Below are 23,546 nucleotides of genomic sequence, written 5' to 3' on the forward strand. Positions count from 1 at the left end.
GGATATGATTGCAAAATTAAAACAGTTTAATACACCGAAAGAAAAATATATAGACTCCCTTAAGTTTGCATTGTATTGCATCTCACATCCCCTTGACGGATTCTGGGATCTCACCCATGAGGGCAGAGGAACTTATGCGGCAGCAAATACTATTTTGTTCCTGACATTACTTATAAGAATACTGAAGCTCAGATATACAAGCTTTATATTCGTACAGGTTTACTGGGAAGAGCTGAACATCTTCTTATACCTGGCCAGTGTTCTTTTTCCGCTGGCACTTTGGGTAGTAGGTAACTGGGGACTGACAACACTTTTTGATGGAAAAGGAAGACTGGGACAGGTATATATGGCAACCTGTTATGCGCTTACTCCCTATCCGTTAGTACAGTTCCCGCTGATGATATTCAGTAACTTTGTAACAGTAGATGAAGCTGAGTTTTACAGCACATTAAGTGCTCTGACACTGGTTTATGCGGCGATTCTGGTTGTGGTAGCCATGGGGCAGATCCATGAGTATTCAGCTAAAAAGAACCTGCTGTTTACAGTAGCAACACTGTTCTCAATGCTGGTAATGATCTTTATACTTATGATCTTCTTTAGCATGATTTCGCAGGGTGTGTCATACTTCATATCCATTGCGAAAGAATTGATGTTCCGAATATAGGAGTAACAAGAGGTGACGAACTTGAAAAAGAACAATTTAGCCAAAAAAATAGGGAAAGCGGTTTTATCACAGCTTCCTAAAATAATACTTCTTCTGATCATCCTCACAGGTGTGTTCGTAGTTATCAACTACAAAGCACCGGCAGAACATGAGGAAGCGATTGCTCCTTACGCATATACCGGCGAGCAGGAACAGACAGTAATAGAGAATGATGAACTTAAGCTGGTAATGGATAACGCTACAACAGAGTTCTCCATTGAAGTTAAGGATTCCGGTAAAGTGTGGTACTCAAATCCCAAGGACGCAGCAAGTGATCCTATAGCACTTACTGATGAAAAAGCTCTTCTCCAGTCACCACTGGTAATGAGCTACTCAATCACACAGGGTCTTGAGACAACCTATAACTCATTCGGCTACAGTGCACAGAACGGAATTTATGAGATTGTTCCGGGAGATAATGAGATCCGGGTAAATTACTCAATGGGTACAGTTTCCAAGGAGTTCGCAATTCCTCCTGTAGCAACCAAGAAGGAATTCAAAAAGCTTCTTAAGAAGATGGACAAGAAGGATGCCGATCTGGTAAAGCAATACTACAAGAAATATGACATCAATAAGCTTAGCAAGAAAGACAATAAAGACGAGCTGATCGCAAATTATCCCATCATCGAAGAGAGTGTAATCTATGTCCTCAGACAGAAGACTAAGGATGCAACCAAGCAGCAGATGGAGGAGCTTTTTGCTGCAGCAGGCTACACCTATGATGATTATATAGAAGACAAAGCACTTGATATGTCTTCAACCTCATCAGATAATCCGATCTTCAATGCAAGCATCATTTACAAGCTTGACGGAAAAGACCTTGTAGTTGAAATTCCTTATGAAGATCTTGCTTATGATAAAGAAACACCTATTTATACGATAACACCTCTTCCGTATTTCGGAGCAGGCGGCCCTGAAGACGAAGGCTTTATCATGGTACCCGAGGGCGGCGGAGCAACAATAAACTTTAACAACGGTAAAACAGCACAGAGCAGTTACTATGCTAATGTATATGGCTGGGATAAGTGCTTAAAGAGAGATGCAGTTGTACATGACACAAGAGCTTACTACGGAGTGTACGGTGTATCTGAAGGAGAGGATTCCTTCATCTGTATTCTCGAGGATGGCAGATCCTATGCAGCAGTACAGGCTGATATAGCAGGCAAAAACAACAGCTACAATTACGTAAATGCAATTTACAGCGTAAATCAGCGTGAAAAATACGATGTAGGTGATATCGCTAACAGTGATATTTACGAATACATCCCTGAACTTCCAAATGAGACTCTCAGACAGAGATATTCCTTCATCGGTTCAGGAAGTTATGTGGACATGGCAAAGGATTACGGCAGCTATTTACAGAATGAGTATTCAGGATATCTGGATATGCTTGATGAAGAGAGCACACCTGTTGCCATCGAGATAGTCGGAGCCATCGACAAGATCAAGCAGATTGTTGGTATTCCGGTATCAAGACCTCTTAAGCTTACAAGCTTCGATGAAGCTGCAGATATAGTTACACAGCTCAGTGACAGCGGCGTTACCAACATGGATGTCAAGCTCACAGGCTGGTGTAACGGAGGCGTTAAGCAAAAGCTTCTTAAATCTATTAAGCCCATCGGTGCACTTGGTGGAAAGAGCGACCTTAAAAGCTTCATAAGCACAGCTGAGTCAAAGGGCGCAACAGTTTACTTAAACGGAATTACACAGTATGCATATGACAGTAACATATTCGACGGATTCTTCTCATTCCGCGATGCGGCCAAGCTCATCAGTAAAGAGAGAGCACAGCTTCATGAGTACAGTCATATCACATATGCAGAGAGAGAAAACTCAAACAATACATACTATCTGCTTCACACAGAGCTGGCTGACAGCCTTGTGAGCAATCTTGCAAAAACAGCTGATAAGTATGCAGCAGGCGCTTCCTTCCAGGATCTGGGCATGGATCTTTCATCAGACTTCTACAGGAAGAACACTTACAGCAGACAGGCGGTTCTTAACCTCCAGACAGAGAGGCTTAAGAGCATTGCCGATGCAGGAACACCTATCATGGTAAACATGGGTAATGATTACGCAGTTCCCTATGCAAGCATGATAACAGGCATGGATTTAAGAGGTAGTGAGTACACAATCCTCGATGAGTGCATTCCTTTCTTCCAGCTTGCAGTACATGGAAGAACAAACTACACAGGAAAAGCAATCAATATCTGCGGAAACGAAGAGAACGAGGTTCTCTACAGCGCAGAGTATGGCGCAGGTCTTAATTTTACATTCATGGAAGAGACATCATTTGCAACACAGAAGACCTTATACACAGATTACTACGGAGCAACCTTTGATGCATGGAAGGACAAGATGCTCGAGATCTACACAAGATACAACAACGAACTCGGACATACCTTCAATCAGGAAATGGTAGACCACAAGAATCTGAGCGCAGACGTCTCCCGTACCGAATATGCCGATGGAACAGCGGTTTATGTAAACTACGGTTACAGCGAATTTGTAACTGAGGATGGAGTAAAGGTTCCGGCAAGGGATTATATGGTAACTAGGTGAGAAAGGATAAATAGTAATGAGTAAGCAGAAAAACAAACTGGCCGGATTACAGAAAAGAAAAGCCATATCAGGATATCTTTTCATATCCCCGTTCATAATCGGTTTCCTGGTATTCCTTGTTAAACCGCTTTTTGAGTCATTGTATATGAGTTTTTGTAATGTGGATCTTTCAGCAGGTAAGATTACGAAAACTCTGGCAGGATTAGAAAACTTCAAGTTCGCATTCAGAGTTGACCCTGAATATACAAGACTCCTTGTGGAAGAGCTTTCAAGAATGATGGTTTATTCACTGGCTATAATCGTGTTCAGCTTTTTCGTGGCACTGATCCTTAACCAGAAATTCAAGGGAAGAGCTCTTGTAAGAGCAATATTCTTCCTTCCGGTTATTCTTTCATCCGGTGTTATTATCGGTCTTGAATCAAATAACCAGCTCATGGCATCCCTGGCTCAGACAATTGAGCAGACAACAGAGGGTGTCAGCGTGACAGCAGCTCTTGAGGATATATTGAGAACAGCAGGCGTCGGTGTAAGAGCATACGAGCAGGTATTCGAGGTTATCGACAATATCTATGATGTAGCCCTTGCATCAGGTATCCAGATCATCATTTTCCTCTCAGGACTTCAGACCATCTCATCAAGCATGTATGAAGCCGCTGATATCGAGGGATGTACTAAATGGGAAAGCCTCTGGAAGATCACATTCCCTATGATAAGCTCACTTTTCCTTGTTAACTGGATTTACACAGTAGTCGATTTCTGTATGAGATCTGATAACCAGGTTATCGAGAAGATTCAGAAGGTTATGATCGATCAGCAGCAGTACGGAAATGCTTCAGCAATGTCTTGGATTTACTTTGTGCTTGTCCTTGCGTTTGTTGGAATTACATCATATTTCATTTCAAAGAGGGTTTACTATTATGACTAATTCAGAAGCTATGGCAAGCTATAAAAAGATGGGATTCTGGGAGAGAAACAAGCTCTCAGGAGGATACCTTCTTAAAAAGGTAATCGGTGAGAAAGCTGTAAGTATCATAAGATTCATTCTTTTATTCGGAATGTGCTTTATGATCATTCAGCCCATACTCAATAAAATCTCTGTAAGCTTTATGACAGAGCAGGATCTGTATAACCCCGTTGTAATCTCAATACCCGAGCATTTCACAACAGCCAATTACAGACTTGCTGCAGAGCTTATAAGCTTAAAAGAAGCGGTACTCAATTCATTTTTGATCTCACTTACCATTGCGGCACTACAGATTGCAGTGTGCACACTGGTTGGTTACGGATTTGCAAGATTTGAGTTCCCCGGTAAGAAGTTCTGGTTTGCGATGGTCCTTTTGGTAATTCTTATTCCGCCGCAGACAATTGCCAGCTCACTTCACCTTCACTTCAGATACTTTGATGTTCTTGGTATTTTCAAGTTGATAACCGGAGAGACGCTGAACCTTCGTGGATCAAAGTTACCTTATTACCTGATGAGTGCCGGATGTATGGGACTAAAGAACGGATTGTATATTTACATGATCCGTCAGTATTTCAGAAATATTCCCGGCGACCTGGAAGAGGCGGCTTATGTTGATGGTTGCGGAACACTTAAGACCTTCTTCACAATCATGCTTCCTCAGGCAAGACCTATTATTACTTCCTGCTTCCTTTTCGCATTTGTATGGCAGTGGACAGACGGATTCTATTCCAGAATGTTCCTTGGAAACACAAAGCTTGTAAGTACAGGACTTTCAAGAATCGTAGACAGCCTTGGAGCTTACATTCAGAGAATTAACGGAGTTAAGACCACAATTTCTGTTGCATATTCGAACTGCATACTTGCAACAGGTACACTTATCATCATTGTACCCATTATTGTTATTTACCTCTTCGCACAAAGAGAGTTCGTTGAGAGTATTAGCAGTACCGGTATAAAGATGTAAATAAAGCAGTCAGCCGGAGCATTAGCTCCGGAGGATATAAAAGTTTCCTATGAGTAGGAGTATTTAAAAAGGAGGATTAGAGTATGAAAAGATCTCTAACAACAAAGACAACCGCTGTTATCACAACAGCAGCCATGCTCATGAGTATGGCAGCATGCGGTGGCTCATCAAACACTGAGGCACCTGCAACTGAAGCAGACCAGGCTGAAGCTACAGAGACAGAAGAAGTAGCTGAGGATGCTGCAGAGGAAGAAACAGAGGACACAGAGGAAGCAGCTGATGAAGAAGCTGACGAAGAAGAGGATGAGGAAGAGGAAGAAGTAGCTGATAGCGACTACGATCCTTATCAGGTTATCACAGATGCTGATGGCAACCCCATCGACCTTGGTGGTATGGATATTATCATCCGTGACTGGTGGTCAGGTGACCCGACAGAACCTCAGAACGATTATGAGGAAGCTCTTCAGGAGTACAGAGATTGGATCCAGGAGACATACAACTTCACAATCAAGCCTCAGGCTATCTCCGATTGGGGTTCAACACCTACAGATTTCGTAGATTATGCTACAACAGGTGATGACGGTAACAACTATCTCTGGACTCTTCGTGATGATCCGGCTATCACATCTGCTATGGCTAACGGTCTTATGTATGACCTTTCTACACTTGACTGCCTTGATTTCTCTCAGGACAAGTTCCAGAGAAACAAGCTCCATGAGCAGTACTCAGATGGCGACAAGATCTACGCTATGTTCGCTGGATATTCAGAAGCTCGTACAGGTGTTTACTTCAACAAGAGACTCCTTACAGATGCAGGTATCGATCCTGAGACAATCTATGATATGCAGGCAGACGGAACATGGACATGGGATGCTTTCGAGGATCTCCTTTCCAAGGTTCAGAGAGATACAGACAACGATGGTGTTATCGACGTTTACGGTCTTACACTTAACGAAGGTGTTATGACAACTGAGGCAGTATTTGCTAATAACGGTGAGTTTATCGGCAAGGATGCTAACGGATTTACATATGAACTTGAGAACCCTAACACACTTGAAGCTCTTGAGTGGTGCGTAAAGATCTATGACAACTATGATATGCCCGATCCTGAAGGCGCTGAGTGGGATTACTACAAAGAAGCATTCATCAACGGACAGGCTGCATTCCTTGTAGAGGATGAGTATGCTGGATGCCCTGGCAACTTCCTTGAGGATATGCCTGATGAACTTGGATTCGTTATGTTCCCTAAGGGACCTAAGGCTTCTGATTACATCAACGTTTGGACAAACAACCCGGTTTCAATCCCTGCTTGCTATGATGCTGATAAGGCTTGGAAGCTTGCATTCGCTTGGAACCTCTATACAAACGCTCCTTCTGCTGAGTACCTTGATTACAACGGATATCTTTCAACAGCTAGAAATGGTATCTTCGACAGCAGAGCAGTTGATGAGACAATCACAATGATGACAGAGAAGGGTTGCATCGCTTATCACGGCATGGTTCCTAACCTCAGCCTTGGTTCTGACTTCGTATGGAACATTGCTCCCGGCGCAGTAGTATCTGAGCAGGTTGAAGCAATCAGAGATACATGGAAGTCATATGTAGATGATGCAAACAAATAATTAACATTTAACAGAAACTGTTAATGTAGATTTGGGCGGTGTCTGTAAAGACATCGCCCTAGTTGTTTTTAATAGCAGATAATGACAGTACTTCGCATAGGAAGTGCTTTTTAGACAAAACGGAATTGAAGGAATTTGATTATGCAGGTAATGGAAAGAAAAGGACCCACAGCGCCAAAGGATCCGGAGAAAAAACGCCCATATTTTTTCATAATGCAGGGTAAGGGAATATTCGGAGCTCCTCAGCCTGATGGAAGGGGAATTCAGTTTATATATGAAAATGACGGAAGGATCATTGATGCTGCAAAGCTTTCCGGTAATGTAACAGATGAAGAGATGCTTGAGAACCTTAAGAGCACAAGGGGCTTCAGAAAAATGGTTCACAGTATCGGTGTAAGTGTTTCTTCAAGAATCAATGATGAAAAAGTAAAATTTGTAATGCAGATGTATCCGAGAAATCCCGGAGAACCTGCGACTGAGATAACAAAAGAATTTGAAACCGATGGTATGGAGACGACTATTGATCTTGCTGATGTTTCATGGGTTCCTACAGATTATGAGATAGGACAGATCCGCTTTGAATTTCCGGAATCCGGAGTTCAGGCAATGGCAGATGTGAGATTTTATCTAAACGACGGATTTACAGCTCCTCCGCAGCCAATGGAATATGCGGTGGATTTTGAATCTGACGGATATAAAGAAATGATTGCAAGAAGCCTTATGAAGGCCGGCAATACAAAGAGACTTGAGAAGGTTCTTGAAAAGGCTGCAATGGGCGAAGAAGTAACACTTTCATTCATAGGCGGTTCAATCACTCAGGGAGCAGGTGCTATACCGATCCATGAGAAAAGCTATGCAAGACTTTTTGCCAATGAATTCGAGAAGAAGTTCTCTAAGGAAGGAAAAGTCAAGCTTGTAAAAGCAGGCGTTGGCGGAACTCCCTCAGAGCTTGGAATGATCAGATTTGAGAGAGATGTACTCAGGGATGGCCAGGAACAGCCGGATCTTGTGGTTATCGAGTTTGCTGTTAATGACGAGGGCGATGAGACCAAGGGCGTATGCTATGAGTCCCTTGTAAGAAAAGCTCTTGCACTGCCCTGGAAGCCTGCGGTAATACTGCTCTTTGCAGTGTTCTCCTACGACTGGAATCTTCAGGACAGACTGTTACCGGTTGGAGAAAGATATAATCTTCCTATGGTAAGCATTCTGAATGCGGTGACACCGCAGTTTTCACTTCTTCCTCAGGACGGCAGAGTAATATCCAAGAACCAGTTCTTCTATGATGTATATCATCCAAGTAACCTTGGTCATCAGGTTATGTGTGACTCACTGCTTTACGTGCTTGATGAAGTAAATGCAGGAAGAATCGGCAGCAATGAAGAGGAAAAGCCTGTTGAAGAAATCGCTCCTGTTCTTGGCAAGGATTTTGAGAAGGTTATACTTCTTGACAGAAAAGAAATGCCCCTCTTAAAGAGCAGATTTGGAATTACTCTTTTTGAGATGGGGGCCTTCTCTGATATTGATAAGGATCTTCAGAAGGTTGAGATGGACAGCGAGATCACTCAGGTTCCTGAGTTCCCCTATAACTGGGCACATCTTGATGATTCTCAGGGAGATGATCCTTTCAGATTAAAGCTTAGCTGCAAAAAGCTGTTGCTTGTTTTCAAGGATTCGGGACTTCCCACAGCAGGTACCGCAGAGGTATTTGTTGACGGTAAAAAGGTAATGGATGCTGATCCTTTAAAGACGGGCTGGACCCACTGCAATCCCGTTATCATCCTTAACGAGGAAGAGACGAAGGAACATGAAGTAGAGATTCGCATGGCTAAGGATATGGAAGGCAAAAAGTTCACAATACTGGGATTTGGCGTTGTTAAATAGAAAATATTACACAAAAAAGTAAAATATTTTAAATTTTTATAAAAAAATAGTCCGCATAGTAGTGCGGACTATTATAAACTATATTATAATGTTCATTGTGAGCATAAAAATATAACTCAAAACCAGGCAAAAACACAGAAGGGAAGGTGCATTTAAATGGGAGATGCAAAAAGTTTTATCGCTGAAGGCAAAACTTTACTCGGAATCGAATTTGGTTCCACCAGAATTAAGGCTGTGCTTACAGATATGGATAACAATCCGATAGCACAGGGTTCTCACAGCTGGGAGAACAGACTTGATAACGGAATCTGGACTTATACCCTTGAGGATATTTGGGGTGGACTTCAGGACTGCTACGCAAACCTTGCAAAGGACGTTGAGAAGCAGTATGGGGAGAAACTTACTAAGGTAGGTGCCATGGGCTTTTCAGCTATGATGCATGGCTATATGGCATTTGATAAGGATGGAGAACTTCTTGTTCCTTTCCGCACATGGAGAAACACAATTACAGAGAAGGCTTCCGATGAGCTTACAGAGCTCTTTGGTTATCACATTCCTCAGCGTTGGAGTATCGCTCATCTTTATCAGGCAATGCTTAACGGCGAGGAGCACGTTAGCAAGGTAGATTTCTTTACAACCCTTGCAGGTTACATTCACTGGCAGCTTACAGGCGAGAAGGTTCTTGGCGTAGGTGATGCTTCAGGTATGTTCCCTATCGATTCAGCAACTTGTGATTATAACGAGAAGATGGTTGGTCAGTTCGATAAGCTTACAGAGGAGAAGGGCTTTTCATTCAAGCTTCGCGACATTATTCCTAAGTCTCTTCCTGCAGGTGCTGATGCAGGAAAGCTTACAGCAGAAGGTGCTAAGAAGCTTGATCCTACAGGAACACTTCAGGCAGGTATCCCTGTATGTCCTCCCGAGGGCGATGCAGGAACCGGTATGGTTGCCACAAACTCAGTTGGCGTAAGAACAGGTAACATCTCAGCAGGAACATCAGTATTTTCAATGGTTGTTCTTGAGCATGACCTTTCAAAGGCATATCCTGAGCTTGACCTTGTTACAACACCTTCAGGCGAGCAGGTTGCAATGGTTCACTGCAATAACTGCACATCTGACCTCAACGCTTATGTAGGACTTTTTAGAGAATTTGCACAGGCTGTAGGCGCTGACGTAGATGATGATACACTTTACGGAACACTTTACAGAAAGGCTATGGAAGGCGACGCAGATTGCGGCGGACTTCTTGCATATAACTATTTCTCAGGTGAGAGCATTACAGGCTTCAACGAAGGAAGACCTCTTTTCGTAAGAAGACCTGATGCAAAGATGAATCTTGCCAACTTCATGAGAACACACCTTTACACAGCACTTGGTGCGCTTAAGGTTGGTAACGATATCCTTATGAAGGAAGAGAATGTAAAGGCTGACTTCTTCTTCGGCCAGGGCGGATTCTTCAAGATCAGAGGCGTTGGTGACAGAGTAATGGCAGCAGCCCTCGATACACCCATTAAGCTTATGGAGACAGCAGGAGAAGGCGGCCCTTGGGGTCAGGCAATCCTTGCAGGATTCATGCTTAATAAAGAGGATGGAGAGACTCTTGAGGCTTATCTTAATAACAAGGTATTTAAGGATGGCAAGGTTGAGACCTGCGAACCTGTTGCTGATGACGTTAAGGGCTTTGATGAGTTCATGAAGGATTACAATGCAGGTCTCGCAATCGAGAGAGCTGCTGTTGATACATTGAAGTAATGTGCCCCTCATCCGGCACTTCGTGCCACCTTCCCCCCAGAGGGGGAAGGCAAAATTATGAGCCTTCTCCCTTGGGAGAAGGTGGCGCCGTAGGCGACGGATGAGGGTAGAAAAGGAGCAAATCATGTTAGAAGAACTTAAACAGAAAGTATACGAAGCCAATATTCTGCTTCCCAAGTATGGACTTGTAACCTTCACATGGGGTAATGTCAGTGAGATCGACAGAGAATCAGGGCTTTTCGTAATTAAGCCAAGCGGCGTAGACTATGAGACCATGACTCCCGACGATATGGTTGTTATGGATCTTGATGGTAATAAGGTTGAGGGAAAGCTTAATCCCTCTTCCGACACACCTACTCACGTAGAGATTTACAAGGCATTTAAAGAAGTGGGCGGCGTTGTTCACACACATTCATCCTATGCCACAAGCTGGGCTCAGGCAGGAAGATCCATTCCCTGCTACGGCACAACCCATGCAGATTATTTTTATGGCGAGATTCCCTGCGTAAGATGTCTTACCAAGGAAGAGATAGAGGATGCCTATGAGGAGAACACAGGTCATCTTATCGTAAATGAGTTTAATGCCATGGGAAAAGACCCTGTTGCTGTTCCTGCAGTTCTTTGCAAGAACCACGGCGTATTCTCATGGGGTAAGGATGCTCATGAAGCCGTTCACAATGCAGTAGTTACAGAAGAGGTTGCCAAGATGGCATACAGATGCGAGGTTATCAATCCCAGAGTAATGCCCGCACCTCAGGAGCTCCAGGATAAGCACTACTACAGAAAACACGGCGCCAATGCTTATTATGGACAGCTTAAGTAATCACTTAGCCCGGTTTTTTCGGGCTTAGTGTACTACTTAGTTCTGGCGAGGGCTTTAGCCCGAGAGCAGAACTTCCTTATTAACAATTATTTGATAAAACACCGCAAAAAATACGATAGACGCATATTTCTAAGTGTGCTAAATTTTATGTGAAGATTTTTCGCGCTATTAAAGCAAAGGAAGTGGAGGAATTATGACAAATAAAGAATTGCAGAAAATTGCAAACGAAGTCCGCAAGGGCATTGTTACGGCTGTTCATGCAGCAAAAGCAGGACATCCCGGCGGATCACTTTCAGCAGCAGATATCTATACATATCTGTATTTTGAGGAGATGAACATCGATCCCAAGGATCCTAAGGCTGAGAATCGTGATCGTTTTGTTCTTTCCAAAGGACATACAGCACCCGGCCTTTACTCAGTAATGGCTCAGCGTGGTTATTTCCCTGTTGAGGAGCTTACAACTCTTCGTAAGCTTGGATCAAGACTTCAGGGACATCCCAGCATGCAGTACCTTCCCGGACTTGATATGTCTTCAGGTTCACTTGGACAGGGCATTTCAGTAGCATGCGGTATGGCACTTTCTGCAAAGCTTGATAATAAGGATTTCAGAACTTACACACTCCTTGGTGATGGTGAGATCGAAGAGGGTCAGGTATGGGAGGCAGCTATGTTTGCAGGCTTCCGTAAGCTTGATAACCTTGTAGTTATCGTTGATAACAACGGCCTTCAGATTGACGGACCTGTTGATCAGGTTTGCTCACCTTATCCCATCGACAAGAAGTTTGAGGCATTTAACTTCCATGTAATCAATATTGATGCTCATGATTTTGATGCGATCAGAGCAGCCTTCAAGGAAGCAAGAGAGACTAAGGGTCAGCCCACAGCTATCATTGCACATTCCATAAAGGGTAAGGGTGTATCCTTCATGGAGAACCAGGTTTCATGGCACGGTGTTGCACCTAACGACGAAGAGTACGCACAGGCAATGGAAGATCTTAATAAGATTGGCGAAGCATTAGAAGCATAAAAGTGGAGGTTACAAAATGAGCGAAGTTAAGAAAATTGCTACCAGAGACAGCTATGGTAAAGAGCTTATCGAGCTGGCTAAGGTTAATGATAAGGTTGTAGTTCTCGATGCTGACCTTGCTGCAGCAACAAGAACAGGCTGGTTTAAAAAGGAGTTTCCTGAGAGACATATCGACTGCGGTATTGCAGAGTGCAACATGATGGGTATCGCTGCAGGTCTTGCAACAACAGGTAAGATTCCTTTTGTCAGCACATTTGCTATGTTTGCAACAGGACGTGCTTTCGAGCAGGTTCGTAATTCAATCGGATATCCCCATCTCAACGTTAAAATCGGCGGAACACATGCCGGTATCACAGTAGGTGAGGACGGAGCAAGCCACCAGTGTAATGAGGACCTTGCTCTTATGCGCACAATTCCCGGAATGGTAGTTATGTGCCCTGCAGATGATATCGAGGCAAGAGCTTGCGTACGCGCAGCAGCTGAGCACGAGGGCCCTGTTTACATCCGTTTTGGACGAGCAGCTTGTCCTGTAGTTAATGACAGACCTGATTACAAGTTTGAACTTGGTAAGGGAACAGTTCTCCGTGAGGGAACAGATGTATCCATCATCGCTACAGGTATCGGTGTTGGTTCTGCTCTTGAAGCAGCTGAAAAGCTTGCTGCAGACGGCATCAGCGCAGAGGTTGTAAACATCTGCACAATCAAGCCCATCGACAGAGAGCTTGTTGTAGCAACTGCAAAGAAGACAGGCAAGGTTGTTACAGTTGAAGAGCATTCCGTAATCGGCGGTCTTGGAAGTGCTGTATGTGATGTACTTTCAGAAGAGTGCCCTACAGTTGTTAAGAAGATCGGTATGCAGGATCGCTATGGTGAGTCCGGAAGTGCAGGAGATCTTGTTAAGAAGTATGGTCTCGATGGTGAGGGTGTATACAGCTCAGTTAAGGAATTCCTTAAGTAATTTATGCAATAATGATTTGACTCTCAGCCCACATATGTGATATATGTGGGCTGTATATTTTTAATCAGAGGTTATATAGATTTATGAACATTCTTGCACCATCAATTTTATCGGCAGATTTTACAATACTTGGACAGCAGATCAAGGAGACAGAGGCAGCAGGCGCAAAGTACCTTCACTTTGATGTAATGGACGGTATATTTGTTCCTTCCATATCCTTTGGACTTCCTGTTTTAAAGTCTATTCGCAAGGCATCAAATCAGGTATATGATGTACACCTTATGATAGAGGAACCCATCAGATACATTGAGGAATTTGCCAAAGCAGGAGCGGATATCATAACTTTTCATCTTGAAGCTGCATCAGACCCAAGAGAAGTAATAGAGAAAATAAAGAGCTGTGGTAAAAAGGCAGGTATTTCCATAAAGCCAAAGACACCGGTGGATGCATTAAAGCCTTATCTTGAGCACGTGGATATGGTTCTTATCATGACAGTTGAACCGGGATTTGGCGGACAGAAATACATAGATGAATGCACAGCCAAAATAACTGAAGTGAGAAAACTTATCACTGACGCAGGACTTTCAACAGATGTTGAGATAGACGGCGGCGTTACAATTGACAATGTTCATATTCCCTTAGAGGCAGGCGCCAACGTAATTGTAGCCGGCTCTGCAGTATTTAACGGTGATATAGCTGAGAATACAAAGCTTTTAATGGAAAAGCTCTCAAAGTGATATTTACGGATATATCAGGTTTTAACAAATTGGAGATTACTAACAGGAAGCGGTGGCAGAGATGCTGCCGTTTTTTATGCCATAAGGTGGCTTTTATTGACAATGGCGGCGCAAAAAGGCATACTAGAAATTGGCTAACTAGCTGTAGGTATGGATTTCTGACTATACAAAGAAGTTTTTGGCTAAAGAAAGGCAGAAGATGTACAAGAAAATTGAAAGAAATGCACCTTGCTGGTGCGGCAGCGGTAAGAAGTATAAGAGCTGCCACGAGGCCTTTGATGATAAGATCATAGGTTACGAGCGAATGGGACATATCGTCCCGAAGAGATCACTTATTAAAACAGAAAAAGATATCCTTGGAATCAAAGAGAGCGCCAAGATTAATATGGCATGTCTTGACGAAGTTGCTGACAAGATCAAGGCAGGAATGTCAACTCAGGATATTGATGACATCGTAGCAGATGTTACAAAGAAAATGGGCGGAATAGCAGCACCTCTTAATTATGAGGGCTTCCCCAAAAGTGTCTGCACATCCATTAATGACATGGTTTGCCACGGCATACCTTCCAAAGACGATATTCTTAAGGATGGCGACATTATTAATGTTGATTGTTCTACTATATTAAATGGCTACTATGCAGATTCTTCCCGAATGTTCTGCATCGGTGATGTGGATCCTGAGTGGAAGAAGCTGGTTGATGTGACCAAGGAAGCTATGGAGATAGGTATTAAAGCTGTAAAGCCCTGGACCCCTTTGGGAGATATGGGCGATGTAGTTCACCAGCATGCGCTTAAGCATGGCTATACAGTAGTTCGCGAAATCGGCGGACACGGATGCGGCAATGAATTCCACGAAGAGCCTTTTGTAAGCTTCGTAAGTAAACCAGGTACCGAGATGCTCATGGTACCCGGCATGGTATTTACGATTGAGCCTATGATCAATATGGGTACTGACAGAATCTTTGTTGATGAAGAGAATGACTGGACAGTTTACACAGAAGACGGTGCTCCGTCAGCTCAGTGGGAAGTAGAGCTTGTGGTTACAGAAGACGGCTGCGAGCTGCTTTGCTGGTAACCCTCATCCGTCAGCTTCGCTGACACCTTCTCCCTGGAAGGGAGAAGGCAAAAAACAAAAATATATATCACCTCATTTGATGCCTTCCCCCTTTAGGGGGAAGGTGGCACGAAGTGCCGGATGAGGGAGAAGGAGATATAATGCAGAACAAAGGTAAATATTATATAACAACGGCAATTGCCTATACATCAGGAAAACCTCATATCGGAAACAGCTATGAGATAGTCCTTGCAGATGCAATTGCCAGATACAAGAGAAAAGATGGTTATGATGTTCATTTCCAGACTGGTTCTGATGAGCATGGCCAGAAAATCGAGACAAGAGCTATTGAGGCAGGATTTGATAGCCCTAAGGCATTTGTAGACGATGTGGCAGGCGTTATCAAGGGCCTTTGGGATATGATGGATACTTCCTATGACCGTTTCATCCGTACAACTGACGAGGACCATGTACAGCAGGTTCAGAAGATTTTCAAGAAGTTCTATGATCAGGGCGATATCTACAAGGGTTCCTACAAGGGAATGTACTGTACAGAGTGTGAGGCATTCTATACAGAGTCTCAGCTTGTGGACGGAAAATGTCCTGAGTGCGGATCAGATGTACATCCCGCTGAAGAGGAAGCATATTTCTTCAAAATGAGTAAGTATGCACAGCAGCTTATTGATCACATCAACAGTCATCCTGAATTCATTCAACCTGTTTCTCGTAAGAACGAGATGATGAACAATTTCCTTCTTCCCGGTCTTCAGGATCTTTGCGTATCAAGAACCTCATTTAAGTGGGGAATTCCTGTAACCTTTGATGAGAAGCATGTTGTTTATGTATGGCTTGATGCACTTTCAAACTATATAACAGGTATCGGTTTTGATGTAGATAACAGCAGTGAGTCCTACAAAAAGTGGTGGCCTGCGGACCTTCACCTTATCGGTAAGGATATTATCAGATTCCATACAATCTATTGGCCTATTTTCCTTCTTGCTCTTGGCGAGCCTCTTCCGAAGCAGATTTTCGGACATCCCTGGCTCCTTCAGGGCGGCGAGAAGATGAGTAAGTCCAAGGGCAACGTTATCTATGCTGATGACCTTGTAAGTATCTTTGATGTAGATCCTGTTAAGTATTTCGTGCTTCACGAGATGCCTTATGATAATGATGGTGTTATTTCCTGGGAACTCATGGTTGAAAGATACAACTCTGACCTTGCTAATACCCTCGGTAACCTTGTAAACCGTACAATTGCTATGTCCAACAAGTACTTTGGTGGCGTAGTAGCCGATAAGGGCGTTGAAGGCGGCGTAGATGCAGATCTCAAGGCTGTTTGCACAGGTGCTTATGAAAAGGTTGAGAAAAAGATGGATGAGCTTCGCGTAGCTGATGCTCTTACCGAGATTTTCACAGTATTTAAGCGCTGCAACAAATATATTGATGAGACTGAGCCTTGGAACCTGGCAAAGGACGAGGCACAGTCAGACAGACTTGCAACAGTTCTTTACAACCTTGTAGAAGGTATCACAATCGGTACAAGCCTTCTTGAACCCTTCATGCCCAGAACTGCTGAGAAGATCTTTAACATGCTCAATACAAAGAGCCGTGATTTTGATACCCTCTCTGAGTTTGGTAAATATGTAAGCGGCACAAAGGTGACAGATGCACCTGAGCAGTGCTTTGCAAGAAAGGATCTCAACGAGGTTCTTGCAGAAGCAGCAAAGATCACAGAGAAGCAGAAGGCAGATTATATCGAGTCTCAGAAGAAAGCAAAAGAAAACCTCACAAAGGCTGGAATGCTCAGAGAAGCAAACGCTATCGTAATCTGCGGCGCTGACAGCGCAGCAGAGGAAGGCGCTTCCGAAGGTATCGATATTCCCGCAAAGGATGAGATCACTTTTGATGATTTCATGAAGCTTCAGTTCCAGGTTGGTGAGATCATCGCATGTGAAGCAGTTCCGAAGTCCAAAAAGCTTCTTTGCTCACAGGTTAAGATCGGAAGTCAGGTTAAGCAGATTGTATCAGGAATCCGCAAATACTATACTCCCGAGGAGATGGTTGGTAAGAAGGTAATGGTTCTTGTAAACCTCAAACCCGCTATGCTTGCAGGCGTTAAATCAGAGGGAATGCTTCTTTGCGCAGAGGATGCAGAAGGCAATCTTGCACTTATGACTCCCGAGAAGGCAATGCCTTCGGGTGCTGAGATAGCATAAATAATTATTTTGTGACATAATTTACGAATTTTTAAGAATGCACATTACGAAATTGTGGTAAAATAGTATTTAGAAAAACTGTCAAAAAAGTGGATGGTATTGAAAATTTTGGCATTACTATTAAGGGGGTTATTATGGCACGAAAAGAGGAGCTTACCTACAAATCAAGAGACCGTGAAACCACGATTCATGCAATAAGATGGATTCCTGAGGAGAAGCCAATTGCAATATTGCAGATAATTCATGGTATGCAGGAGTTTATAGACCGCTACGATGAATTTGCAAGATATATGGCGGATAATGGCATTCTGGTAATCGGTAATGATCATCTTGGACATGGCGGATCTGTTTCAGAGAGAGTTCCTTACGGATATTTTTGTAAGAATGATCCTGCCACAGTGCTTCTTAGAGATGCACACAGACTTAAGAAGATGACTCAGGAAGAGTATCCCGGCATCCCGGTAATCCTTATGGGACATAGCTTTGGATCTTTTATTGCCAGAGAGTATCTTACAAGATACGGCACAGGTATTCAGGGCGCCATCATTCAGGGAACAGGCTATATGTCTATAGGTACCATCAAAGCCGGCAAGGGAATGGCTGCTTTCATTGGCGCTATGCTTGGTGAAAAGCACAGATCAGGATTCCTTAACAACACAGCATTTAAGGGATACCTCAGCCGTATATCCAGTCCCAAGACCAAGTTTGACTGGCTCTCACACAATGAAGAGAGTATCAATAAATACATAAATGATCCCAGAGATAATTTTGTATTCACAGTTAATGGCTTTGAGACACTGTTTGAGCTTCTTTCAAGAGTTCAGGATACAGGTAAGATGGAAGATATTCCCAAGAAGCTTCCTATCCTTCTCACAGCAGGAAAAGAAGATCCCGTTGGTGAGTATGGTTCCGGTGTTGAGCAGCTTTACAAGGTATGGACAGAGCAGATAGGCCTTACCAATGTCGAACTTAAACTCTACGACGGAATGAGACATGAGCTTCAGCAGGAAATCGGCAGAGAGACAGTATTTGCTGATCAGCTTGCATGGATCAAGAAGACCATCGGATAAAAATATTTAATGATTTATATGCCTGAGCATGATATTATGTATTGTGCTCAGGCATTTTTAGTAGTTTCTTGATATAGGAGTTATTTATAATGGGAAAATTATTTGACTTAGACAGTCCTTTTATGAGGGCACTTAACAAAATCGCAGATCTTATGCTGCTCAATCTTGTCGTATTATTCTTTTTAGTTGTTCCTTTTACAGGCGGCGCTGCTCTTACAGGAATGCACTATGTGCTCCTTAAAATGGTAAGAGATGAAGAGAGCTACATTATAAAGGGCTTCTGGAAATCCTTTAAGCTTAACTTTAAGCAGGCCACTGTTTTGTGGATCATCGTTTTAGTTGTAGGCGCTATTATCGGTGTGGACTTTGCATGGATATATTACAACGCTGATAAGGTTCCGGCTGCTTATACCTATATAATGTTTGGTGTCAGCATCCTGCTTTACATGGTTTCACTTTACATATTCCCACTGCAGTCAAGATTCGATAATCCAATCAAGCGCACTCTGAAGAATTCAGTGATGTTTGCCATACTTGGTCTTCCGAGAACAGTTGGAATGACACTTGTTTCACTTATTCCTATTGTGCTGCTTTACTTTTTTGATATGCAGATCCTTCCTATTCTCATCCTTTTTGGAGTAACAGGACCTTCATTTCTTATGGCGCTTATGTACAACGGACTTTTCAAGAGATTTGAGCCCAAGGTAGAAGAGGAAGAGACCAAAGAGCCCGTGAATGACGAAGATGACGAAGAACTTCAGGCAGCAATCAAGCGCATGCAGGAAGCAAGAGACAGGAAATAAAAGCCAATAATTCAAGCAGGATTTAAGGTGATTTGTCACATTGTACATAAGATTTTAATATCTTTGTGCAAAAATTCCTAACCAATTTATAAAAAAATTATTAAATGGCAATTCTTACAACGAATGGTCAAATCTTTGTATAATTGTTGCATAGCCAAAGCATAGTGCTTTGGCTATACTTTTATTTGTCAGGAGCGGAAAGCTCTTTTTTTGAGAAATAGGAGGGAAACTAAAAATGGCAAGTTTAACACTTGAAAATGTATGCAAAGTTTATCCTAACGGTTTCGAAGCTGTTAAGAATTTCAATCTTGATATCCAGGATAAGGAGTTCATCATCTTCGTAGGACCTTCAGGATGTGGTAAGTCAACAACACTTCGTATGATCGCAGGTCTTGAGGACATCTCTTCCGGTACACTTAAAATTGGTGACCGTGTAGTTAACGATGTAGAGCCTAAGGACAGAGATATCGCAATGGTATTCCAGAACTACGCTCTTTATCCTCACATGACAGTTTATGATAACATGGCATTTGGTCTTAAGCTTCGTAAAGTTCCGAAGCAGGAGATCGATAAGATGGTTAAGGATGCAGCTAAGATCCTCGACCTTACAAACCTTCTTGATCGTAAGCCTAAGGCTCTTTCAGGTGGACAGAGACAGCGTGTTGCTATGGGACGTGCTATCGTTCGTAATCCTAAGGTATTCCTTATGGATGAGCCTCTTTCCAACCTCGATGCTAAGCTCCGTGTTCAGATGAGAACAGAGATCGCTAAGCTTCACCAGAGACTTGGTACCACAATCATCTACGTTACACACGATCAGACCGAGGCTATGACACTTGGTACAAGAATCGTTGTTATGAAGGACGGTGTTGTTCAGCAGGTAGATACACCTCAGAACCTCTATGATAAGCCTTGCAACCTCTTCGTTGCTGGATTCATGGGATCACCTCAGATGAACTTCCTTGATGCAGAAGTAGAAGTATCAGGCGACAAGGCTTGCCTCAAGATCGCTGGCCAGTCAATCGAGCTTCCTCCGGCAAAGGCTAAGAAGGTTATCGATGGTGGTTACGCTGGAAAGACTGTAACATTCGGTATCCGTCCTGAGGATGTTGATGATTCTGAGATGGTTGTTAGCACATCTAAGGCTGTATTCGAGTCAACAATCAACGTATACGAGCTTCTTGGTGCAGAAGTTTATCTGTACTTTGATCTTGCAGGCTTCCCTGTAACAGCTAGAGTTGATTCTCGTACAACAGCTAGACCTGGCGATAAGGTTAAGTTTGCTTTCGACGTTGAGAAGATTCACGTATTCGACAAAGAGACAGAGAAGGTTATTACCAACTAATCGATACGCATGATATGCAAGAATAATAAGCTGTGCTTTACGTAAATTCGTAAGGCACAGCTTTTTTTCTATATACAACGTGCTAAAATTATTTTAGAATTAATTATATAAAATTCACGGAGGCAGAGATATCATGATTTCAGCTCAGATTGTACAGACCAGTATTGACGAATTATCAGCAATAACCAGAGTTCAGCTAAGCGTCCTGGACTTAAAGGGTAAAATTGTTGCTGCTACAGCTGAGGCGCCTTCATTTGACAGCGCTTTTATCTCGGATTTTGCAAGTTCTGCCGTTGATTCCCAGGTTATAGGCGGAGTTCATCTCCTTAAGATTTTTGATGAGGGCGAGCTTCTATATATCCTTATCGCGTCAGGTCAGGGCGAAGATGCTTACATGGTAGGAAAAATCTGCGTAAGCCAGCTTCAGAACCTTATAATCGCCTATAAGGAAAAATACGACAGAAACAACTTTTTCCAGAATCTTCTTCTGGACAATCTCCTTCTTATCGATATCTACAACCGTGCAAAGAAGCTCAGAATCGATGTAAATGTGCCAAGAGTGATCATTCTGGTTGAGACAAGAGCAGAGAGAGACAGCGGCGCAGCAGAGCTTTTGTCCAGCATGTTCACATCTCAGGCAGGAGATTATGTAACAGCCGTTGATGAAAACAGCGTTATCCTTGTAAAATCTGTAAAAGCAGGTGAGAGCTACGAGGATATTGATGATATAGCGAATACTATTGTAGACATGATGAATACCGAGGCCATGCTTGATGTTCGCGTATCCTACGGCACAATAGTTGGGGAGATCAAGGACCTCAGTAAATCCTATAAAGAAGCTAAGATGGCTCTTGATGTAGGAAAAATCTTCTACGCTGAGAGACATGTGACAGCTTATAACACCCTTGGAATAGGCAGACTTATTTATCAGCTTCCTATTAACCTCTGCAGGATTTTCATCGACGAGATATTCGGTGACAGGGAGATTCCTGAGAATCTTGACGAAGAGACATTGAACACCGTCAACAAGTTCTTTGAGAACAACCTTAACGTATCAGAGACTTCAAGACAGCTCTTTGTACACAGAAATACTCTTGTTTACAGAATTGAGAAGCTGCAGAAGGCAACAGGCCTCGATGTAAGAACCTTTGATGAAGCTCTTACCTTTAAGATCGCAATGATGGTTCTAAACTACATGAGATATGTAGATAAAAGTGATTTCTAAGATTAGCATATGACTTTATAAAAAATTCGCCAGGTAGCAACCTTTAGCTATCTGGCGTTTTAAATTCCTTCAAAATCAAAGGCAGGTATAAAACTCTCTGAATCCGTGCCGCTTCCCTGGAAAAATCCATTTTCTATTCCAAGATCTATGCAGTAATCAATAAGCTTATCATAATCTTCCTCATTTACGCCGGAAAGAAGCTCCGGGAATTCAGACAGATCGCCGTGGGGCGTAAACTGATTCATGATACTTAGATATATCCTGTCCGAGAACGTGGATAAAAGCTCTCTTACCACATTCATGGAATCCTGAAGCTGTCCGGGAAGCATCAGATGACGTACAATGACTCCGGATTTCATAAGAGGACCACAGTAATCATCTTCGCTGTTTTCCATAAGATCATTATAGGCAAAAGCTCCCAAACCTTCGTTAAATAATGGTTCTCCAACCTGCCTGAGCATCTCGGATATTGCAGCCATGGAGACCTTAAAATACGAAGGAGCATGACTGTATCTTATAGCCAGTTCGTCGGAGTAATACTTGCAATCCGGCAGATAGATATCAATTAGGCCCTCGAGAGCCTTTATGGTCTCTACATTTTCATAGGCGCTTGTGTTATAGACAATAGGAATGGACAGCCCTTGCGATTTTGCTTTTTCCAGCGCGGGTATTATAAGAGGCACAAAATGCGTGGGTGTCACGAGATTTATATTGGAAGCCTTTTTATCCTGAAGCTCTAAGAAAATCTCAGCTAAGCGGTCTGTGGAAATCTCCTTTGAAACGCCGCCTGATGCAATCTCGCTGTTTTGACAAAAGACACATCGCATGTTGCAACCTGAGAAAAATACTGTACCTGACCCGTTCGTGCCTGAAATGCAGGGCTCTTCCCACATATGAAGGTAGGCCCTTGCTGCAGTAAGGACGCCGCCCTGGCCGCAGTAGCCCTTTATGCCGGCAGTTCTGTTTACACCGCATTTTCTTGGACATAGTATGCAGTTTTCAAGTGAGAGAATATCTGACATTAAGAGATGTACCTCAGAAATTTGTGAAAATGATCAGAGATCGGAGCTTTCAGATTCTTCTAAAGCCATAGCAGCCTTTTTGGCTTCTTTCTCAGCTTTGTTTCTTTTCCTGAGCTCAGTGAAAAATTCCTTAAGGATAGCACTGCAATCTTCCTCGAGGACGCCCTTTGTGATCTCAACCTGGTGGTTAAACTCCGGGTTATCAAGAATATTAATGACAGTTCCGCCTGAGCCTGCCTTGGGACTCAATGCGCCCATAACAACTCTGGGGATTCGGGACTGAACAATTGCGCCTGCGCACATCTGACAGGGTTCTAATGTAACATATAGGGTACAGTCCTCAAGTCTCCAGTCCCCCATTTTCCTGCAAGCCTTTTTTATGGCTGTTATCTCAGCGTGACAAAGTACGGATTTATCGGTGTTTCGCCTGTTGTAGCCGCGGCCTATGATCTTACCTTCATAGACGATGACGCAGCCGATTGGCACTTCACCAAGTTCTATAGCCTTTCTTGCCTGGGCAAGGGCAGCTTTCATGTACTTTTTATCAAGCTTTTCTCTGAGAAGTTCATCAGAGAGGTTCTTATCAGCCATAAAGAATTGCTCCTGTAACATACCCGGATTCAACATAAATAATTGACAATCGGGTAAGGTTTGCGTATTATTTAAAAATGACGGTCTTGTAATGGGTGCATGCATCCGTGCGGATTTGGGTCTTATGCAATGAGAACCCACGAACCGTGTCAGGTCGGGAACGAAGCAGCACTAAGAGGAATTTCTCATGTGTTGTAAGGTAGCCTGGGTTCGCCGCATGCATCCTT

19 protein-coding genes and 1 other RNA gene are annotated in these 23,546 nt (G+C 43.1%); 18 read left to right on the plus strand and 2 right to left on the minus strand.

Annotated elements, in window-relative coordinates:
- The first annotated feature begins 4 nt into the window (after nucleotides 1-4).
- The 17 genes from G610_RS0103775 (at nucleotide 5) to G610_RS0103855 (ending at nucleotide 21,706) form a co-directional block, all read left to right on the plus strand.
- Nucleotides 5-664, plus strand: a complete 660-nt coding sequence (locus G610_RS0103775) for a YIP1 family protein (RefSeq protein WP_026496250.1) — start codon at nucleotides 5-7, stop codon at nucleotides 662-664.
- 21 nt (nucleotides 665-685) lie between these two features.
- Nucleotides 686-3,265, plus strand: coding sequence for a DUF5696 domain-containing protein (locus G610_RS0103780; RefSeq protein WP_026523715.1), 2,580 nt, complete (start codon nucleotides 686-688; stop codon nucleotides 3,263-3,265).
- 16 nt (nucleotides 3,266-3,281) lie between these two features.
- On the plus strand, nucleotides 3,282-4,190 hold the full coding sequence (locus G610_RS0103785; RefSeq protein ID WP_035792038.1) for a carbohydrate ABC transporter permease: 909 nt from the start codon (nucleotides 3,282-3,284) through the stop codon (nucleotides 4,188-4,190).
- Entirely contained in the window at nucleotides 4,183-5,193 is a 1,011-nt protein-coding gene (locus G610_RS0103790) for a carbohydrate ABC transporter permease (protein WP_026523716.1), read from the plus strand. The genes G610_RS0103785 and G610_RS0103790 overlap by 8 nt, the downstream gene beginning before the upstream one ends.
- A gap of 83 nt (nucleotides 5,194-5,276) precedes the next feature.
- A complete protein-coding gene (locus tag G610_RS0103795; protein ID WP_026523717.1) occupies nucleotides 5,277-6,815 on the plus strand; it encodes an ABC transporter substrate-binding protein in 1,539 nt (512 codons plus the stop codon).
- Between the two features lie 141 nt (nucleotides 6,816-6,956).
- Nucleotides 6,957-8,696, plus strand: a complete 1,740-nt coding sequence (locus G610_RS0103800) for an SGNH/GDSL hydrolase family protein (protein ID WP_026523718.1) — start codon at nucleotides 6,957-6,959, stop codon at nucleotides 8,694-8,696.
- A gap of 156 nt (nucleotides 8,697-8,852) precedes the next feature.
- Nucleotides 8,853-10,448: a xylulokinase gene (locus G610_RS0103805; RefSeq protein WP_026523719.1), complete on the plus strand. Its 1,596-nt coding sequence runs from the start codon at nucleotides 8,853-8,855 to the stop codon at nucleotides 10,446-10,448.
- Nucleotides 10,449-10,572: 124 nt separating this feature from the next.
- The gene (locus tag G610_RS0103810) at nucleotides 10,573-11,271 is read left to right on the plus strand and encodes an L-ribulose-5-phosphate 4-epimerase (protein WP_026523720.1); all 699 of its coding nucleotides are present in this window, start codon (nucleotides 10,573-10,575) and stop codon (nucleotides 11,269-11,271) included.
- 193 nt (nucleotides 11,272-11,464) lie between these two features.
- Nucleotides 11,465-12,298, plus strand: a complete 834-nt coding sequence (locus G610_RS0103815; protein WP_026523721.1) for a transketolase — start codon at nucleotides 11,465-11,467, stop codon at nucleotides 12,296-12,298.
- Nucleotides 12,299-12,314: 16 nt separating this feature from the next.
- A complete protein-coding gene (locus tag G610_RS0103820) occupies nucleotides 12,315-13,256 on the plus strand; it encodes a transketolase family protein (protein WP_026523722.1) in 942 nt (313 codons plus the stop codon).
- A gap of 83 nt (nucleotides 13,257-13,339) precedes the next feature.
- Entirely contained in the window at nucleotides 13,340-13,993 is a 654-nt protein-coding gene (gene rpe, locus G610_RS0103825; RefSeq protein WP_026523723.1) for a ribulose-phosphate 3-epimerase, read from the plus strand.
- A gap of 199 nt (nucleotides 13,994-14,192) precedes the next feature.
- A complete protein-coding gene (locus tag G610_RS0103830; protein WP_026523724.1) occupies nucleotides 14,193-15,068 on the plus strand; it encodes a methionyl aminopeptidase in 876 nt (291 codons plus the stop codon).
- Nucleotides 15,069-15,208: 140 nt separating this feature from the next.
- Nucleotides 15,209-17,263, plus strand: a complete 2,055-nt coding sequence (gene metG, locus G610_RS0103835; protein ID WP_026523725.1) for a methionine--tRNA ligase — start codon at nucleotides 15,209-15,211, stop codon at nucleotides 17,261-17,263.
- A gap of 134 nt (nucleotides 17,264-17,397) precedes the next feature.
- Nucleotides 17,398-18,333 carry an alpha/beta fold hydrolase gene (locus tag G610_RS0103840; protein WP_026523726.1) on the plus strand — a complete coding sequence of 312 codons (936 nt, stop codon included), beginning with the start codon at nucleotides 17,398-17,400 and terminating at the stop codon, nucleotides 18,331-18,333.
- Between the two features lie 89 nt (nucleotides 18,334-18,422).
- The gene (locus G610_RS19605) at nucleotides 18,423-19,136 is read left to right on the plus strand and encodes a YesL family protein (protein ID WP_051197589.1); all 714 of its coding nucleotides are present in this window, start codon (nucleotides 18,423-18,425) and stop codon (nucleotides 19,134-19,136) included.
- Nucleotides 19,137-19,371: 235 nt separating this feature from the next.
- The gene (locus tag G610_RS0103850; RefSeq protein WP_026496236.1) at nucleotides 19,372-20,481 is read left to right on the plus strand and encodes an ABC transporter ATP-binding protein; all 1,110 of its coding nucleotides are present in this window, start codon (nucleotides 19,372-19,374) and stop codon (nucleotides 20,479-20,481) included.
- A 133-nt stretch (nucleotides 20,482-20,614) separates the two neighbouring features.
- Nucleotides 20,615-21,706: a PucR family transcriptional regulator gene (locus tag G610_RS0103855; RefSeq protein WP_026523727.1), complete on the plus strand. Its 1,092-nt coding sequence runs from the start codon at nucleotides 20,615-20,617 to the stop codon at nucleotides 21,704-21,706.
- Nucleotides 21,707-21,765: 59 nt separating this feature from the next.
- Here G610_RS0103855 and G610_RS0103860 read toward each other — a convergent pair whose 3' ends face one another.
- Together G610_RS0103860 and tadA are read right to left on the minus strand one after the other, a co-directional pair.
- Nucleotides 21,766-22,728 carry a radical SAM protein gene (locus G610_RS0103860; RefSeq protein WP_155830943.1) on the minus strand — a complete coding sequence of 321 codons (963 nt, stop codon included), beginning with the start codon at nucleotides 22,726-22,728 and terminating at the stop codon, nucleotides 21,766-21,768.
- Nucleotides 22,729-22,761: 33 nt separating this feature from the next.
- Nucleotides 22,762-23,319, minus strand: a complete 558-nt coding sequence (tadA, locus tag G610_RS0103865) for a tRNA adenosine(34) deaminase TadA (protein ID WP_051197591.1) — start codon at nucleotides 23,317-23,319, stop codon at nucleotides 22,762-22,764.
- Nucleotides 23,320-23,432: 113 nt separating this feature from the next.
- Between tadA and ffs the strand changes: the two genes are divergently transcribed.
- An RNA gene (gene ffs / locus G610_RS22585) (signal recognition particle sRNA small type) lies at nucleotides 23,433-23,532 on the plus strand.
- The last annotated feature ends 14 nt before the right edge of the window (nucleotides 23,533-23,546 follow it).

The sequence above is a fragment of the Butyrivibrio sp. MB2005 genome (assembly GCF_000424285.1).
Classification (GTDB): Bacteria; Bacillota; Clostridia; order Lachnospirales; family Lachnospiraceae; genus Butyrivibrio.

What these genes read in the sequence shown, in the direction of transcription:
- G610_RS0103775 (WP_026496250.1), top strand. Translation starts at nt 5, where the DNA reads ATGATTGCAAAATTAAAACAGTTTAATACACCGAAAGAAAAATATATA.
- G610_RS0103785 (WP_035792038.1), top strand. Translation starts at nt 3,282, where the DNA reads ATGAGTAAGCAGAAAAACAAACTGGCCGGATTACAGAAAAGAAAAGCC.
- G610_RS0103790 (WP_026523716.1), top strand. Translation starts at nt 4,183, where the DNA reads ATGACTAATTCAGAAGCTATGGCAAGCTATAAAAAGATGGGATTCTGG.
- G610_RS0103795 (WP_026523717.1), top strand. Translation starts at nt 5,277, where the DNA reads ATGAAAAGATCTCTAACAACAAAGACAACCGCTGTTATCACAACAGCA.
- G610_RS0103800 (WP_026523718.1), top strand. Translation starts at nt 6,957, where the DNA reads ATGCAGGTAATGGAAAGAAAAGGACCCACAGCGCCAAAGGATCCGGAG.
- G610_RS0103805 (WP_026523719.1), top strand. Translation starts at nt 8,853, where the DNA reads ATGGGAGATGCAAAAAGTTTTATCGCTGAAGGCAAAACTTTACTCGGA.
- G610_RS0103810 (WP_026523720.1), top strand. Translation starts at nt 10,573, where the DNA reads ATGTTAGAAGAACTTAAACAGAAAGTATACGAAGCCAATATTCTGCTT.
- G610_RS0103815 (WP_026523721.1), top strand. Translation starts at nt 11,465, where the DNA reads ATGACAAATAAAGAATTGCAGAAAATTGCAAACGAAGTCCGCAAGGGC.
- G610_RS0103820 (WP_026523722.1), top strand. Translation starts at nt 12,315, where the DNA reads ATGAGCGAAGTTAAGAAAATTGCTACCAGAGACAGCTATGGTAAAGAG.
- rpe (WP_026523723.1), top strand. Translation starts at nt 13,340, where the DNA reads ATGAACATTCTTGCACCATCAATTTTATCGGCAGATTTTACAATACTT.
- G610_RS0103830 (WP_026523724.1), top strand. Translation starts at nt 14,193, where the DNA reads ATGTACAAGAAAATTGAAAGAAATGCACCTTGCTGGTGCGGCAGCGGT.
- metG (WP_026523725.1), top strand. Translation starts at nt 15,209, where the DNA reads ATGCAGAACAAAGGTAAATATTATATAACAACGGCAATTGCCTATACA.
- G610_RS0103840 (WP_026523726.1), top strand. Translation starts at nt 17,398, where the DNA reads ATGGCACGAAAAGAGGAGCTTACCTACAAATCAAGAGACCGTGAAACC.
- G610_RS19605 (WP_051197589.1), top strand. Translation starts at nt 18,423, where the DNA reads ATGGGAAAATTATTTGACTTAGACAGTCCTTTTATGAGGGCACTTAAC.
- G610_RS0103850 (WP_026496236.1), top strand. Translation starts at nt 19,372, where the DNA reads ATGGCAAGTTTAACACTTGAAAATGTATGCAAAGTTTATCCTAACGGT.
- G610_RS0103855 (WP_026523727.1), top strand. Translation starts at nt 20,615, where the DNA reads ATGATTTCAGCTCAGATTGTACAGACCAGTATTGACGAATTATCAGCA.
- G610_RS0103860 (WP_155830943.1), bottom strand. Translation starts at nt 22,728, where the DNA reads ATGTCAGATATTCTCTCACTTGAAAACTGCATACTATGTCCAAGAAAA.
- tadA (WP_051197591.1), bottom strand. Translation starts at nt 23,319, where the DNA reads ATGGCTGATAAGAACCTCTCTGATGAACTTCTCAGAGAAAAGCTTGAT.